Annotated in this window: 12 protein-coding genes; 10 read left to right on the forward strand and 2 right to left on the reverse strand. The window is 68.8% G+C overall.

Going from position 1 to position 16,093, the window contains the following annotated elements; all coding sequences use genetic code 11:
• Nucleotides 1-357 precede the first annotated feature (357 nt).
• From GTY67_RS08195 to GTY67_RS08215, 5 genes are all read left to right on the forward strand, one after another.
• Nucleotides 358-984 carry a hypothetical protein gene (locus GTY67_RS08195; protein ID WP_237502561.1) on the forward strand — a complete coding sequence of 209 codons (627 nt, stop codon included), beginning with the start codon at nucleotides 358-360 and terminating at the stop codon, nucleotides 982-984.
• Between the two features lie 169 nt (nucleotides 985-1,153).
• The gene (locus tag GTY67_RS08200; protein ID WP_343238652.1) at nucleotides 1,154-1,657 is read left to right on the forward strand and encodes an SseB family protein; all 504 of its coding nucleotides are present in this window, start codon (nucleotides 1,154-1,156) and stop codon (nucleotides 1,655-1,657) included.
• Complete coding sequence (locus tag GTY67_RS08205) at nucleotides 1,654-2,289, forward strand: hypothetical protein (RefSeq protein WP_161278238.1); 636 nt, start codon at nucleotides 1,654-1,656, stop codon at nucleotides 2,287-2,289. The genes GTY67_RS08200 and GTY67_RS08205 overlap by 4 nt, the downstream gene beginning before the upstream one ends.
• Nucleotides 2,289-6,950 carry a putative T7SS-secreted protein gene (locus tag GTY67_RS08210; RefSeq protein ID WP_161278239.1) on the forward strand — a complete coding sequence of 1,554 codons (4,662 nt, stop codon included), beginning with the start codon at nucleotides 2,289-2,291 and terminating at the stop codon, nucleotides 6,948-6,950. The genes GTY67_RS08205 and GTY67_RS08210 overlap by 1 nt, the downstream gene beginning before the upstream one ends.
• Nucleotides 6,951-6,954: 4 nt before the next feature.
• Nucleotides 6,955-7,716: a hypothetical protein gene (locus GTY67_RS08215; RefSeq protein ID WP_161278240.1), complete on the forward strand. Its 762-nt coding sequence runs from the start codon at nucleotides 6,955-6,957 to the stop codon at nucleotides 7,714-7,716.
• 36 nt (nucleotides 7,717-7,752) lie between these two features.
• Here the strand turns inward: GTY67_RS08215 and GTY67_RS08220 are convergent, their stop codons facing one another.
• Together GTY67_RS08220 and GTY67_RS08225 are read right to left on the reverse strand one after the other, a co-directional pair.
• Nucleotides 7,753-7,986, reverse strand: a complete 234-nt coding sequence (locus GTY67_RS08220; protein WP_093689090.1) for a ferredoxin — start codon at nucleotides 7,984-7,986, stop codon at nucleotides 7,753-7,755.
• Nucleotides 7,986-9,455 (reverse strand): aldehyde dehydrogenase, encoded by a 1,470-nt coding sequence (locus GTY67_RS08225; RefSeq protein WP_161278241.1) that lies wholly within the window; start codon nucleotides 9,453-9,455, stop codon nucleotides 7,986-7,988. The genes GTY67_RS08220 and GTY67_RS08225 overlap by 1 nt, the downstream gene beginning before the upstream one ends.
• A 199-nt stretch (nucleotides 9,456-9,654) precedes the next feature.
• Here GTY67_RS08225 and GTY67_RS08230 point away from each other — a divergent pair, with 199 nt between their 5' ends.
• The 5 genes from GTY67_RS08230 to GTY67_RS08250 all read left to right on the forward strand — a co-directional run bounded on the left by GTY67_RS08230 (nucleotide 9,655) and on the right by GTY67_RS08250 (nucleotide 16,089).
• A complete protein-coding gene (locus GTY67_RS08230) occupies nucleotides 9,655-10,710 on the forward strand; it encodes an MBL fold metallo-hydrolase (protein ID WP_202461364.1) in 1,056 nt (351 codons plus the stop codon).
• 396 nt (nucleotides 10,711-11,106) lie between these two features.
• Nucleotides 11,107-12,375: a prenyltransferase/squalene oxidase repeat-containing protein gene (locus GTY67_RS08235; protein ID WP_161278242.1), complete on the forward strand. Its 1,269-nt coding sequence runs from the start codon at nucleotides 11,107-11,109 to the stop codon at nucleotides 12,373-12,375.
• Nucleotides 12,375-13,157, forward strand: coding sequence for an SCO2322 family protein (locus tag GTY67_RS08240; protein WP_237502562.1), 783 nt, complete (start codon nucleotides 12,375-12,377; stop codon nucleotides 13,155-13,157). Before GTY67_RS08235 ends, GTY67_RS08240 begins: the two co-directional genes overlap by 1 nt.
• On the forward strand, nucleotides 13,154-14,326 hold the full coding sequence (locus tag GTY67_RS08245) for an energy-coupling factor transporter transmembrane protein EcfT (RefSeq protein ID WP_093689098.1): 1,173 nt from the start codon (nucleotides 13,154-13,156) through the stop codon (nucleotides 14,324-14,326). The genes GTY67_RS08240 and GTY67_RS08245 overlap by 4 nt, the downstream gene beginning before the upstream one ends.
• Nucleotides 14,323-16,089: an ABC transporter ATP-binding protein gene (locus tag GTY67_RS08250; protein ID WP_161278243.1), complete on the forward strand. Its 1,767-nt coding sequence runs from the start codon at nucleotides 14,323-14,325 to the stop codon at nucleotides 16,087-16,089. The genes GTY67_RS08245 and GTY67_RS08250 overlap by 4 nt, the downstream gene beginning before the upstream one ends.
• Nucleotides 16,090-16,093 lie beyond the last annotated feature (4 nt).

The following is a 16,093-nucleotide window of genomic DNA, read 5'->3' on the forward strand; positions in this document are numbered from 1 at the left end:
GTAGGACTTCGCCCCGCTTCCTCCCCTGGAGGGGCTGCTCAGAATATTCCACTGCCACACGCAGCCACGCAAAGAAGGCTGATAATTACGCCTATGCGGCGTTATGCAGCCTGTGCCGCCTCGGTCGCCCCCACCCGGCTACCCCGCGCGGGACATCCCGTCCCACCCCTGGGACGTCCCCCCACAGCTTCATGGATGACGGTATATCGCCAGCTCAGAGAGGTGGCCGTCCCACCTTTTCCCATCACCCCGATCCGTGTGGACGCCGGGCCGACGGGACGGGCAAGGTCTGGCCCAGCGAGTGGCGGAGCCGAGACTCCCCACTCCACCAGCCAGAGAAGAACGGGGACTTGCTCCATGACCATGACCAATCAGACCCTCCGCACCCGCTTCGCACCGGCCGCCCTGGCCGTGGTACTCCTGAGCACCGGCATGTCCGTGGCCACCGCCCAGCCGGCCGCCGCCCAGCCGGCCGAAGCGGCACCGGCGTTCGCGGCGGCGGGCAAGAAGCAGGCGAAGCCGAAGCAGTACCTCAAGTTCGTCAAGAACAAGAAGAACCCGAGCAACTCCAAGCTGCACCTGATGACAGCGGGCAAGAAGAAGCCCGTCGCCACCTGGCGGGCCGGCTCGGGCAACGGTTCGACGAACGCCTGCAAGCCGAACGCGGGTTGGCTCCCCAACGGCTCGTACAAGATCGAGTTCCACAAGAAGAACTTCAACGGGAGCGCGATCAAGGGCTACGTCATCAAGTTGCAGGACAAGAAGTGCAGCAACGGCACCAAGCGCACGGAACTCTTCATCCACAGCGAGATGCAGAAGAACGGCAAGCAGGGCCCGAAGAAGGGCAAGGACTCCCCGTGGCGCTGGGACGGCAACGGCGACTACAAGTCCCTGGCCTGCATCAAGCTGAAGCCGGCCCACATCAAGTCCCTGTTCGCCAAGTCCTCGGCCAAGGGCTGGCCCAAGACCCTCAAGGTCGTCTGACCCCTCGGGCATTCCCGGTGACCGAACCGGCCCCCTGAGCACCACCCACCCTGCTCCCCTCCGGCGGAATGACCACCCCGCCGGAGGGGAGCGGTCGTTTGCGCTCCGGGGGCGACCTGACCGCTTTCCACATTGCTGCCGTGAAGAACGCCATGACACCATCCCGTACGTGACTGACCACGGGGACGACATACCTGAGCCCGGCCGCCGGTCCAGGCTCGCCGATCTGGCCGACTGGACCGTATCCGAAGGGCGGGAGGCCGACACGCCACGGGCATCCGAACCGGCGCCTTCCGAGAATCCAGCGGATCAGCTGTCGGTCGCGCGGCGCGAGTTCGCGAGACTGCTGGGCGAGTTCCGTCGTACGGCGGTGCTGGTGCCGTTCGACGAACACGGGAGTCTGTGGACGGCGGACCAAAACGGCGTCCGGTGGATCTGTGCGTTCTCGGACGAAGAGGCGCTGGCCCGGTTCGCGCTCGCACAGGGGGACGGCGCACGGGAGTGGACGTACCGCACGATCCTCGGTGCGCGCCTGCTGGACGTGATGGTGCCGATGCTGTCGGGCCCGGCGGGAGTCGCACTGGATGCGGGGAGCACGGACGGCGTGCTGTTCCCGCCGGTCGCGGGCATCGTGCCCGACCATGTGGCGGTCGATCTGGGGGAGACGGGATGAGCGGGGACAGCGCGGATCTGGATGTGTCGGCGGCGGCTCTGGCGCAGATAGCGAAGGGCATCGATCTGGCACACGCCGAGTTGAAGGACCTCGGCTCCATCGGCAGGGCGTCGGCGGGGCGGGGTTTCTCGGATCTCGCCCTGTCCGGGCTGGAGTTGGGGCACGGCGGTCTGACGTCGGAGTTCGAGACGTTCTGCAAGCGGTGGGAGTGGGGGGTGCGGACACTGTCCCAGCGGGGCAACGACCTCGCTGCGGGGCTCGGTCTGTCGGCGGGCTCGTTCGCGGAGCAGGAGCGGTACGTCAAGGACTCGCTCAAGATCGTGGTGAACTCCGCAAACGGGAACCCGTATCTGTCGGAGGACGAGGTCAAGGACATGAGCTGGGACACGATCAGCACCCAGCGGGCCTTCGACAATCCGGACTGGGGCGTGGATTCCTTCAAGGACGCGCACAGCGAGGTGAAGCAGCAGTGGAAGGACACCGGTTACGACGTGGGGGACGCGCTGCTGGACGCCTCGGGTGTCGACGAGGCGCAGCGTGAAGAGATCGACGCGTGGGGCAAGGAGCACCTCAAGCCCTCCCCGGAGACCGTGGCACAGGCCGAGGAGCCTCGCTGGGGGGAGAGTCGCTGATGGTGGACTTGGGTGGGGCGTTCGACAAGGTCGTCGACGGGACCGTACGGGGCCTGGACAAGGGCAAGGAGCTCCTGGGCGAGGGCGTCGACAAGGCGACGGACAAGATCGGCGCCGGACTGGAAAGGGTCGGGGCGCACGATTGGGCCGACAAGGTCGAGGACTGGGGCGATGCGACCGCGTCCTCGCTCGGGGCGGAAGTCGGGGAGAAGCAGCTCGGGCAGAGCGAGGAGGCCGATGAGCTGATCCACGGGAAGCCGGAGAAGATCACCGCGGCGGTGAAGAACCTGCGGGACTTCCAGAAGGCCTTCGGCCTCGTCGGCGGCGGGCTGAAGAAGCTGGACTCCGGTCACTGGCGCGGGGAGGCGGCCGACACCTTCCGGTCGAAGTTCCAGGCCCTGCCCACCGACTGGCTGCGCGCGGCGGACGCGTTCGAGGACGCGGCGAAGGCGCTGGAGACGTACGCGTCGGCCGTCACGAGCGCCCAGGGCAAGGCACGAGCGGCGATCGCGCTGTACAAGGAGGGCACGCAGGACTCCGAGAAGGCGGTCTCGGCGTTCAACAAGAAGGTCGACGCGTACAACGCGGCCCGCACCAGCGACCAGCCTCTCCCCCATCCCGGCACCTTCTCGGACCCGGGGGTGTCCAAGCGGAAGCGGGCCCAGGACGATCTGGAGGACGCCCGGAGGTCCCGGAACGAGGCCGGCGAGCGGGCCAAGAGCGCGGTCACAGCGGCGATGGCGCACGCCCCGAAGGAGCCGACGGGCCGGGACCGGTTCAAGGACGAGCTGTACGACCACGGCCTTTCCCAGGGGGTCGAGATCGCTCATCTCGGCGGGGGCATCCTGAAGGGCACGGGCGGCCTGGTGGGCTTCCTCCGCCAGACGAACCCGATCGACCCGTACAACCTGACCCACCCGGCGGAGATGTACAAGGGCGTCAACATGACGCTCTCCGGGCTCGCCAGGACCGCCGCCAACCCCGACCGGGCTCTCAAGGACGCGTGGGATGCGGCGAAGAGCGACCCGGGGGAATTCGTCGGGCGCCTGCTCCCTGAGGCGGTAGGAACGAAGGGTGCCGGAACACTGAAGGGCGGCCTGCGGGCGGGGCTCCGGAAGGGGGCGGGGCATGAGGGGCCGCCGAAGCCGCCGGGGCCCGCGCGGGAAGGGCATGAGAAGGCGCCCGATTCCAACAGCAAGAAGTGCAGCCAAGTCGAGTGCGAGGGCGATCCGATCGACGTCGCGACCGGGCGCATGCTCATGCCGCAGACGGACATCACACTTCCGGGATCCTTGCCCCTCATATTCTCGCGCGTATTCGACTCCTCCTACCGGAATGGCCGGTGGTTCGGCACTGGCTGGTCGAGCACCATCGATCAACGGCTGGAGATCGACGCGGAAGGCGTCGTGTTCAGCTGCGACCAAGGAAGCCTGCTGGCCTATCCGCACCCCGCGCCCGGTGTTCCCGTCATGCCCACGCACGGCCGACGCTGGCCTCTCGACCGAGCGGCCGACGGCTACACCATCACCGACCCGGATACCGGCCGAATCCTGCGTTTCGCCGACCGGAACGCCGATCTGGCGCTCCTGGTCCAGATCGATGACCGTAACGGGCGTTGGATCACTTTCGAGTACGACGAGGCGGGCGCGCCGACGTCCATCGTCCATCACGGCGGATACCACCTGAAGCTCACTACGGCCGAAGGCCGGGTCACCGCCCTGCATTTGGCGGGCGCCGCACCGGACGGAACCGACCAGGAAATCCTGCGCTACGGCTACACGGACGGCCACCTCACGACGGTCACCAACTCCTCCGGCCGGCCTCTGCGCTTCGACTGCGACGACCTGGGCCGCATCACCGCGTGGACGGACACCAACGGCAGCCGGTACGAGTACGTCTACGACGACCTCGACCGCTGCGTCTACCAGTGCGGCGCGAGCGGTCGCCTTGAAGCTCATTTCACCTGGGATGGCACAGACCCTGAATCAGGGCTGCGTATGACGTCCATGACCAATGGCCTGGGCCATACACGGCGTTTTGTCATCAATGCGCGTGCACAGATCGTCGCCGAGATCGACGCGTTGGGTGCGATCACTCGTTCTGAATACGACAGGTTCGGTCTGCTGCTGTCGCGGACCAGCCCCTTGGGGCATGTCAGCCGTTACGAATACGATGAATCCGGCCGAGCAACGGTCACCATCCGCCCCGACGGCCGGCGGTCCACCGCTGAATACAACAGGCTCGGCCTCCCAGCGAAAGTCGCGGGGACGGATGGAAGGGTGGTTCATCAGACCTATGACCAGCGCGGAAACCGGGTAGCAGTTTCCCGCGGTTCGAGCACGATCAACCTCTTCACATACGACGAAGCAGGCCACGTCGTCTCCGTTGTCGACGCGCTTGGCAACACCACAGTCGTGCGGAATGACCCGGCTGGGCTACCGGTCGAGATCACGACGCCGCTCGGAACGACGACCCGCTGTGAGCGCGACGCATTCGGACGCCCCGTTGTTGTCATAGACGCCTTGGGCAATACAACCTATTGCCGATGGACGGTCGAAGGTCGGCTGCTGTCGCGGATCCGTCCCGATGGAACAGAAGAATCGTGGACTTATGACGGCGAAGGCAATTGTCTCACCTACACCGACGCCATAGGGGCAGTCAGTCGTTTCGAGTACACCGACTTCGACATGCCTCTCTGCAGAATCGGACCCGACGAATCTCGTTTTCAGTATGCATACGACTCCAACCTTCAATTGACGGAGGTAGTCAATCCTCAAGGCCTGAAGTGGACCTATGCCTATGATTCCAGGGGGAAACTGGCCTCGGAAACGGACTTCAACGGTCACACCATCTCATACAGCTACGATGATGCAGGGCGTCTGCTCACTCGCACCAACAACATGGGGCAAACCGTTTGGTACGAACACAATGCACTCGGGCAATTGGTCCGCAAAGACGCAGACGGATCGGTCACAACTTTCGAATACGATATTTTTGATGAACTTGCCCGCGCAGTGGGCCCCGATGCCGAGCTCACCCGATTGCGCGACCACGAGGGGCGGCTCAGGTCCGAGACCGTCAATGGTCGCACTCTCACTTACCGGCACGATGCCCTTGGAAGAAATACCTCCCGTACGACCCCTTCTGGCGCCGAAAGCACTTGGTCATACGATGCCGTCGGCCAACGAACCGCGCTGACAAGCTCTGGCCGAACCGTGAACTTCTTCTACGACGCCGCAGGGCGTCAGACCCTTCAGCAGCTGGGGGAGGAAGTCAGCGTCAGCCGTGGCTTCGACATGGTAAGCCGCATCACCGACGAGCAGGTGTCGACGCCCGAGCGGCCCACGCGATTCCGCGCCTATACGTATCGGGCCGACGGCCATCTGACCGACATCCAGGATTCAATGACTGGTCCCCGTCACTTCGACCTTGACATCGTCGGCAGGGTGACCCGGGTCAGCGGTGAAAGCTGGACCGAGACCTACTCCTACGATGAAGCCGGTAACCAGACTCTCGCTTCATGGCCGACATCCCACCCTGGTCGGGAAGCAGTAGGGGAGCGCCTTTACACGGGCACACGCATCGACCGCGCCGGTCACGTCCGCTATGAACACGATGCCGTCGGCCGCATCACCATGCGCCAGAAGCCACGCCCGTCCCGCGCGCCGGACACCTGGCGTTTCACATGGGATGCCGAAGATCATCTGACATCGGCCAGAACACCGGACGGCAGCCATTGGCGCTATCTCTATGACCCTCTTGGTCGCCGGATCGCCAAGCAGCGGCTGACCGACGGCGACGCGATCGCAGAAGAAGTCCAGTTCACTTGGGACGGGACTCTGTTGTGCGAGCAGGTCACAAAGGCTGCGGATTTCACCAACCCGATCGCCCTCACCTGGGACTATGCCGGCCTGCGACCTCTCACTCAGACGGAGCGAGTGCTGTCGCCTTGCGAGTCACAAGATTCGGTCGAGGACCGGTTCTTCGCGATTGTCACTGACCTGGTCGGTGCTCCGACCGAACTTGTCGACGAGTCAGGCGCTACAGCCTGGCACACCCGACGCACACTATGGGGCACCACTGCGTGGGCTACCGGCAACACCGCCTACATTCCGCTCCGCTTTCCCGGACAGTACTTTGACCCGGAGACCGGACTTCATCACAACTTTTACCGACATTACGACCCCGAAACCGCCCGATACCTCACTCCGGATCCTCTAGGGTTGCTGCCGGCCCCCAATCCGTCAACGTACGTCTACAACCCGCTCGCCTGGTCGGATCCACTCGGATTGGGGCCTTGCCCAATCGGCGGCCCCGAGAATCATGTTCCGTTGGATGCCGCTCGCGGAGATGTCCACTTCCCCAGTCACGATGATGCACTGAGGGAAGTTATGAAACGGTATGAGATCGAGGATCCCTCATGGCTGGAGCGCACCCCGACCTGGGGAAAGAACCCAAACTTGACGGGGCCCAAGAACGAGCCCTGGGAGGTAATCACCGGGATCGACTCTCGCGGGCGAGAAATCGAATTTCACCATCACGCAAACGGTCACTACTTCAAGGACAAGGAGCAATGGGCACTGCCGCACTACCATGGCCCCAGAGGTGAACACATTTACTACGGAGACATGAACTCGAAGTACGGCATGAAAGGCGAGTAGGAAAATGACTGGCGAAAACCTTCGCGAATCAGTTCGATGGACGGCATCGGGGCAGGCCTTCTGGGATTCCCAGAGTGTTGGATCATTCGTCTCCTCACTGGAGGGAGATTTCGAGAACACGGGGGCTATTTGGATCTTTTGTGATCCCTTGAGCGAGAAGGAGGTCTGGGCTGAACTGCTACCGCGCCTCACGCAGAGGAGCATTTTCACGTGGTCAGCAAGGTGCTGCCCGGAGCAGAGCGATCAAGAAGAGTCAGGTGACAACAACACCCTCATGCTCCGATCGACGAAACGGATTGCTCGCAAACTTTTCCAGGGAATGCCATTCTTCGAGGAGAGATACCGAGCACTGACCAATGGTGAATCCGAGGCTGAGCACCTGATCGACGCCCTCCGTGTACGGAGTACCGGCTTCGCCATAGCGCTCGGAGATTATGAGGAGTCACGAGATTCATGGTTGTCCACAGCGCAATTGATGGCTCATCATTTCTCCCTCTCCAGGGACTTTCAAAACAGTGTGGAGCTGGAACTTCAGCGTAGGGAGATCGTATCTCTCTACGTGAGATCATGCGTCGCGAACAACCTGATCCCGCTGATCCCTCTCAATGGTCACCCGAAATCCGGATTCGTACTCTTCTGCAATTCGGAGAGCTATCCGGAAATCTTCCGAACCCTCAGTGACGGAGGGGTTCCACTGGAAGGCGAGCAGGCCCGAAAGAATATTCTGGATTTTGTCGGCCTTGGCGGCGATCTCGCGTACACCTGATCTGGCACTGGCGCCCGTCCGAAACCCCTTGGCCTCCTACTCCTCCGGCGGAAACACCGCCTCCCCCGACCCCGCCAGCGTCAGCGTGATCGCCTCGACCGGGCAGCCCTCCGCCGCCGCGAGGATCTGCTCCGCGGCGTCGCGGTCCTCGGCCAGGGGGTGGGACTGGCGGGCCGTGTCCAGGTGGAAGGCGTCCGGGGCGTGGTTGACGCACATGCCGGAGCCGATGCAGACGGAGCGGTCGACCTCCACGTGCCAGCGGTCGCCCATCATGCCTCCCGGTAGCCGGCGGGGAGGTGGATCATCTTGTGCTCGAAGAACTCACCGTAGCCCTCAGGGCCGAACTCGCGGCCCAGGCCGGAGTTCTTGTAGCCGCCGAACGGGCCGAGCATGTCGAGACTGAAGGTGTTCACGCTGTACGTGCCCGTGCGGACGCGGCGGGCCACGTCGATGCCGCGTTCCGTGTCCGCCGTCCAGACGCTGCCACTGAGGCCGTACGGGGAGTCGTCGGCTATGCGGACGGCCTCGGCCTCGTCTCCGTACGGGATCAGGCAGATCACCGGGCCGAAGATCTCCTCGCGGGCGATGCGCATGGAGTTGTCGACCGAGCCGAAGAGGGTGGGTTCTACGTACCAGCCGCGTTCCTGGGAGGCGGGGCGGCTGCCGCCCGTGAGGATCTTGGCGCCTTCCTCCTGGCCCAACTTGATGTAGTCGAGCGAGCGTTGCTGTTGGCGTTGTGCCACCAAGGGGCCCAGTTCGGTGGTCGGGTCCAAGGGGTCGCCCACCCGCAAGGCGCCCGCCGCTGCCGCGAACGCCTCCGCTGTCTCGTCGTAGCGGGAGCGCGGGGCCAGGATGCGCGTCTGGGCCACGCACGCCTGGCCGTTGATCATCCAGGCGAAGGGGACGATGCCCGCCACCGCCGCCTCCAGGTCCGCGTCGGGGAGGATCACCGCCGCCGACTTGCCGCCGAGTTCGAGGGTGACGCGGGTCAGGTTGCGGGAGGCCACCTCCATCACGCGGCGGCCGGCGGCTACCGAGCCCGTGAAGGAGACCTTGTCGATGCCCGGGTGGCCCACCAGGTACTCGCTCACCTCCCGGTCCGCCGGGAGGATGGAGAGGACCCCGGGCGGCAGGCCCGCCTCCGCCGCTATCTCCGCCAGGAGGTAGGCGTCCAGGGGGGTTTCCGGGGAGACCTTCAGGACTGCCGTGCAGCCTGCCAGCAAGGCGGGGGCCAGTTTCGCTGCCGCCGTGAACTGCGGGACGTTCCACGGGACGACCGCCGCCACCACCCCGACCGGTTCGCGGCGGACCAGGAGAGGGCCCAGCACTCCGTCGCGGCGCTCCTCGTACGGGAACGTGCGCGCCACCGTGATCGCCGAGTCCCAGACCATCATCGCGGCCAGCGCCTGCACCATCACGCTCGCGCTGTACGGGGTGCCGTTCTGGGCGCTGATCAGGCGCGCGAACTCCTCGTGCCGCACGGCGAAGGCGTCCTTGATCCGGGTGATCACCGCGATCCGCTCGTCCAGCGTCATCCGGGGCCACGGGCCCTCGTCGAAGGCGCGGCGGGCCGCGGCGACCGCGCGGTCCACGTCGGCCTCGGAGGCGTGCGGTACGCGGCCGATGACCTGTTCGGTGTGCGGGGAGATCACCTCGATGACCTCGGTGCCGAGCGGATCGGTGAACTCGCCGCCGATGAACAGCTGTCCGTGTTCCACCAGATCCGTACGTTCCGTCATGGCCGTTGCCTCCCGCGAAGCGAACCCGTGCACCGTAACTGACTGCTCGTCAGAACTGATACCAGTTCCTGTTCCAGGAGTCCACGGCGTGGACCGTACCCAGGAAGCGTCGATTTGGTTGGCCTGGGCTACCAATGGAACGAGTTCTCGTTAGAGTGGAGGCAGTTCGCGCCGCCCGCCGAGCAGAGATGGGGAGCCCATGACTCAGGTGACGCAGGTGGCCCGAGTGGCCGACCACGGCGGGGGCGTCCACAGCATCAAGGTCCCCATCCCGGACAACCCCCTCGGCCACACCCTGGTCCACCTCCTCGACACCGACCGGGGCCCCGTCCTCATCGACACCGGCTGGGACGACCCCGCCTCCTGGGACACGCTCGTCGCCGGGCTCACCGCCCTCTCCATCTCCGTCACCGACATCCACGGCGTCGTCATCACCCACCACCACCCCGACCACCACGGCCTCTCCGGCCAGGTCCGCGAGGCGTCCGGGGCCTGGATCGCGATGCACGAGGCGGACACCGCGATCGTCCGGCGTACCCGGGAGGCCGAACCCGGCACCTGGCTCGGCTACCTCACCCGCAAGCTCGCCGCCGTCGGCGCCCCCGGTGACCACCTCGCCCCGCTGATCGCCGCCCGCACCAGCGGCCGGCTGCGGACCCTGCCCGGGCTGCGCGCCGCCCTGCCGGACCGGGAGATCGTGCCCGGCGAACTCCTCCCCCTCGCCGGGCGGCGGCTGCGGGCCGTCTGGACCCCCGGCCACACCCCGGGCCACGTCTGCCTCCATCTGGAGGAGCGGCATCCGGCGAACCTGCCGGGGCACGGGCGGCTGTTCTCCGGGGACCATCTGCTGCCCGGGATCAGCCCGCACATCGGGCTGTACGAGGACCCGGACGACACCGCCGTCACCGATCCGCTCGGCGACTACCTCGCCTCCCTGGAGCGGATCGGGCGGCTCGGGGTGGCCGAGGTGCTCCCCGCCCACCAGCACGCGTTCACCGATGCGGGCGGGCGCGTACAGGAGCTGCTGGACCACCACGAGGAGCGGCTCACCGGGCTGCTTGCCCTGCTCTCCACGCCGCTCACCCCGTGGCAGCTGGCCGAGCGGATGGAGTGGAACCGGCCCTGGGAGCAGATCCCGCACGGTTCGCGGTCCATCGCCGTCTCGGAGGCCGAGTCGCATCTGCGGCGGCTGGTGAAACTCGGGCGCGCGGAGGCCGTGGCCGGCAGCGACCCGGTCACGTACATCGCGGTGTGACCCGTACCCGGTCACGTACATCGCGACGCAGCGCGCAGGGAGTGTCCGCGCGCTGCTCCCTCCGGACGACGCGAGCGGTCTGCCGCCCCCGGCCCGAGTGCTACGGCCCGGTAGAGTGGGCAGGTCGTCATCATGCCCGTACAGGGGGAAGCCGGTGCGAACCGGCCCCGGCCGTGAACCGTCCGAGCCGTCCGCGCGGCGGCAGCCGGAGCGCCCTGTCCGCGGAGCGTGAGCGGCCAGGGGCAGTGTGACCACGGGCCCCAGGGCCATCGGGAACCCGGTGGCCCAGGGTCACCGGAACCCCGGTGGCCGGCACCGTCGAGGTATACGGGGCCGGAGCCCGGTGCCCTCGTGCGCCCGGGAGCGCCGGCCCCCGCAGGAGAGGCACAGCCCGTCATGACCGTACGCCGCAGCGCAGCCGCGCTCGCGACCACCGCCGTTCTTCTGGGCGCGGCCGCACCCGTCGCGGTCTCCCCCGTCGCGGTCGCCGCACCGAGCCCGTCCCCCTCGGCCCAGCTGCCGCTCGGGCTCTACGGGACGACGGACCCCACGTACGACGGGGTGTGGCGGCAGTCGCTGGCCTTCCTCGCGCAGAAGATCGAGCTCGTCACGCCGTCGAAGCAGTCCGTGGACTGGCTGGTGGAGCAGCAGTGCGACAGCGGCGCGTTCACCTCGTTCCGGCCCGACGCCTCCGTGCCGTGCGACGCCTCGACCGTGATGGACACCAACGCCACGGCCGCCGCCGTCCAGGCCATCGTGGAGCTGGGCCAGCACCGTGACGCCGCCGACAACGGGGCCGACTGGCTGAAGTCCGTCCAGAACGAGGACGGCGGCTGGGGGTACAACCCGGGCAGCCCCAGCGACGCCAACTCCACGGCCGTCGTGATCGGCGCCCTCGCCCGTACGGGCGTCCCGATCGGCGAGCTCACCACCGCCGACGGCAAGACCCCGTACACCGCGCTCCAGGCCCTCGCCATCCCGTGCGGGAAGAAGGACGGCGGCGCCTTCGCCTACCAGCCCGGCAAGAAGGGCGAGCTCGTCGCCAACACCGACGCCTCGGCCGCCGCCGTGCTCGGGCTGCTCGGCAAGGGCATGGCCGTCGGCAACGCCAACGCGGTGAAGGACCCGGTCTGCACCAAGGGCGACGGACTCACCGCCGAGCAGAGCGCGCAGAACGGCGCCCACTACCTCGCCGCGACCCTGGCCGCCTCCCCCTATCTTGAACAGCCCCCGATGCCGGGCGCCGAGGAGAGCGAGCCGCAGCCCGACTTCGGCAACACGGCGGACGCCGTCGTCTCCCTCGCCGCCTCCGGGCACAAGGACAAGGCCGCCGCCTCGGTGGCGTGGCTGGAGAAGAACTCCAAGACCTGGGCGCAGCAGGGCGGGCCCGCCGCCACCGCGCAGCTGATCTTCGCCGCGCACGCCACGGGCACCGACGCCCGCAGCTTCGGCGGGGTCGACCTGGTCAAGCAGCTCAACGCGACCGGCCCCGCCCCCGCGGCGACCGCCGTCCCCTCCCCGACGCCGAGCGGTCCGCAGCCCTCCAGCGGCACCGAGAGCGACGACGGCGGGCTCGGCCTGTGGTGGCTGGTCGGCATCGGTCTGCTCTTCGGCGCGGGCATCGGCTTCCTGCTGAGCATGCGCCGGAAGAAGCAGCAGCCGTGATGCGTACGTCGTCGGGAGGCGGCGTACCGCGTACGGAGGCGGTTGCGACCGTGGCCCGTACGGGAGCCGTCGGTGAGCGGCGTGCGCGGTCCGGAGCACTGCTCCGGGCCCCGATCGCCGCTCTCCTCACCACCCTGCTCGCCGCCTCGGCCGTCCTGCTCGGGGCGGGCGCCGCCGAGGCCGCCGGGTACCGCTACTGGTCCTTCTGGCAGGGCGACGGCAAGAGCTGGGCGTACGCCACCCAGGGGCCGTCCCTCGTGCGCCCCGACGACGGTACGGTCCAGGGCTTCCGGTTCGCCGTGAGCGAGGACTCCGCCGACGCCCACCGGCCGCGCCACGCCCCCGACTTCGGGGCGGTCTGCGCGTCCACCCCGGCGAAGGACGGCGCCAAGCGGGTGGCCCTGGTGATCGACCCGGGTACGGCGGAGGACGCCCCGGACGGGGAGGAGCCGCCCGCGCTGCGCACCGCCTGTGCCCAGGTCGCGCCGGACGCCAGCAGCGCGGAGGCGCTCGCCTCGGTGGCGAAGCCGCTGCGGTACGACAGCAGCGCGATGATCTGCGCGATCTCGGGCTACCCGAAGACGGGCTGCGGCGAGCAGGTGTCGGGGGACGGCAGCAAGAAGGACGGCGGCGTGAAGCCGACCGACGCCTCCTCCCCCTCCTCGGCCCCGGCAGCGGATGACGGCGGCAGCGGCGGGCCCTCGGCCGGTCTCCTCCTCGGTATCGGTGCCGTCCTGCTCCTCGGCGTCGCCGCCGTGTTCCAGGCCCGCCGGCGCCGATGACGTACGCCCCGGGGACGGCCCGGCTGCTCCGCCGTGCCCTGCACGCGCCCGAGGCGGGCCGCTCCAACGCGCTGCCCGCCGGGGCGTGGTGGCTGTGGGCGCTGGGGCTGGCCACCGCCGCCTCCCGGACCACCAACCCCCTGCTGCTCGGCCTGCTGGTCGGGGTGGCGGGCTATGTGGTGGCGGCCCGGCGTACGGACGCGCCCTGGGCCCGCTCCTACGGGGCGTTCATCAAGCTCGGGCTCTTCGTCGTGGCCCTGCGCCTGGTCTTCTCCGTCTTCCTCGGCTCGCAGATCCCGGGCTCGCACACCGTGCTGACGCTCCCCGAGGTGCCGATGCCCGACTGGGCGCAGGGGGTGCGGATCGGCGGCCGGGTCACGGCGGAGCAGCTGGTCTTCTCGCTCTACGACGGGATGAAGCTGGCCACCCTGCTGATCTGCGTCGGAGCCGCGAACTCGCTCGCCAACCCGGCCCGGCTGCTGAAGTCCCTGCCGGGTGCGCTGTACGAGGTCGGGGTCGCCGTCGTCGTCGCGATGACGTTCGCCCCGAACATGGTCGCCGATGTGGTCCGGCTGCGGACCGCGCGGCGGCTGCGGGGGCGGCCGACCGGTGGCGTCAAGGCGATCGCGCAGATCGGACTGCCGGTGCTGGAAGGGGCGTTGGAGCGGTCGGTGGCGGTCGCAGCGTCGATGGACGCGCGGGGGTACGGGCGTACCGCCCAGGTCCCGCCCGCCGTCCGCCACACCACCAACGTGCTCACCCTCGGCGGGCTGCTCGGGGTGTGCGCCGGGACGTACGGGCTGCTCGCCGCGCAAGGGGCCGTGTACGGGCTGCCCGTTCTGCTGGCGGGGCTCGTCGCGGCGATGGCGGGGCTGCGGCTGGGCGGGCGGCGCTCGGTGCGCACCCGCTACCGGCCCGACCGGTGGGGCGTACGGGCCTGGCTGGTGGCGGGGTCGGGTGCGGTGGTGGCGGCCGCGATGATCTGGGCGGGCTCGGTCGATCCGGAGGCGCTGCACCCCGGCGTCGTACCGCTGACCGCGCCCGTGCTGCCGCTCTGGCCCGCGGCGGCCGTACTGGTCGGGCTGCTGCCCGCGCTGGTCGCCCCCGTACCGCCGTCGTCGGCCCCGGGCTTCGAAGAACACGACCGTCGCAGCAAGGAGCAGGCGTGATCAGGTTCGAGCAGGTCTCCGTGCGGTACGACGGGACGGACCGGCCCACGCTCTCCGGCGTCGATCTCGCGGTGCCGGAAGGGGAGTTGGTGCTGCTGGTCGGGCCGTCGGGGGTCGGCAAGTCGACACTGCTGGGGACGGTCTCGGGGCTCGTGCCGCACTTCACGGGCGGGGTGCTGAGCGGCCGGGTCACGGTGGACGGGCGGGACACCCGCACCCACAAGCCGCGTGAACTGGCCGATCTGGTGGGCACGGTGGGGCAGGACCCGCAGGCCCACTTCGTCACGGACACGGTCGAGGACGAACTCGCCTACGGCATGGAGTCGTTGGGCCTGGCGCCTGATGTGATGCGCCGACGCGTGGAGGAGACGCTGGATCTGCTGGGGCTGGCCGAGCTGCGGGACCGGCCGATCGCGACGCTCTCGGGCGGCCAGCAGCAGCGGGTGGCGATCGGTTCGGTGCTGACCCCGCACCCCAAGGTGCTGGTCCTCGACGAGCCGACGTCCGCGTTGGACCCGGCGGCGGCCGAGGAGGTCCTCGCCGTGCTGCAACGGCTGGTCCACGATCTCGGGACGACCGTGCTGATGGCCGAGCACCGGCTGGAGCGGGTGGTGCAGTACGCGGACCAGGTCGTCCTGCTGCCCGCGCCGGGCGCCGCCCCGATGATGGGTGCGCCCGCCGACATCATGGCCGTCTCGCCGGTCCGGCCACCGGTCGCCGAGCTGGGGCTGCTGGCGGGCTGGGACCCGCTGCCGCTCTCGGTACGGGACGCCCGGCGCGGGGCGGGCGGCCTGCGGGCCCGGCTGGCATCGGCCTCGCCGCCCGCGCCGTCGGAGATGCCCACCCCGTCGGAACTGTCCACCCCGTCGAAGCCGTCCGCGCCGTCGGAGCTTGCTGCCGACGTGTCCGTCGCGGGCCCGCCCGTACCGAGTGGTCAGCGCCTTGGGCGTCTCGCCCGGCTGCTGGGCCGTACGAAAGCCGTGGAAGCACCCGGTCCCGCCGACCCCGTCACCCGCGTCGAATCCCTCAGCGTGCGGCGCGGGCGGATCGAGGCGTTGCGGCGGGTCACGCTCACCGTCGCCCCGGGCGAGACCGTGGCGCTGATGGGCCGTAACGGGGCCGGGAAGTCCACCCTGCTCAGCGCGCTCGTCGGCATGGTGGAGCCCACCTCGGGTTCCGTACGCGTCGGAGGCCTGGCCCCCGCCCGTACCGATCCGCGCGCCATGATCCGCCGTGTCGGCCTCGTCCCGCAGGAGCCGCGCGACCTGCTGTACGCGGACACGGTGGCCGCCGAGTGCGCCGCCGCCGACCGGGACGCGGGCGCGGATGAGGGCACCTGCCGGGCGCTGGTCACCGAGCTGCTCCCGGGCGTCGAGGACGGCACGCATCCGCGCGACCTCTCCGAGGGGCAGCGGCTCGCCCTGGCGCTCGCGCTGGTGCTCACCGCCCGCCCGCCGCTGCTGCTCCTGGACGAGCCGACCCGGGGGCTGGACTACGCGGCGAAGGGGCGGCTCGTCGGCGTCCTGCGGTCGCTGGCGGCCGAGGGGCATGCCATCGTCCTGGCCACGCACGATGTGGAGCTGGCGGCGGAGCTGGCCCACCGGGTGGTGATCCTCGCCGACGGGGAGGTCGTCGCGGACGGCCCGACCGGGCGCGTGGTGGTCTCCTCCCCCGCCTTCGCCCCGCAGACCGCGAAGATCCTGGCGCCGCAGGAGTGGCTGACCGTCTCCCAGGTGCGCGGCGCCCTGGAGGCGGGCGCGTGAGGGT

Source organism: Streptomyces sp. SID8374 (assembly GCF_009865135.1).
Lineage (GTDB): Bacteria > Actinomycetota > Actinomycetes > Streptomycetales > Streptomycetaceae > Streptomyces.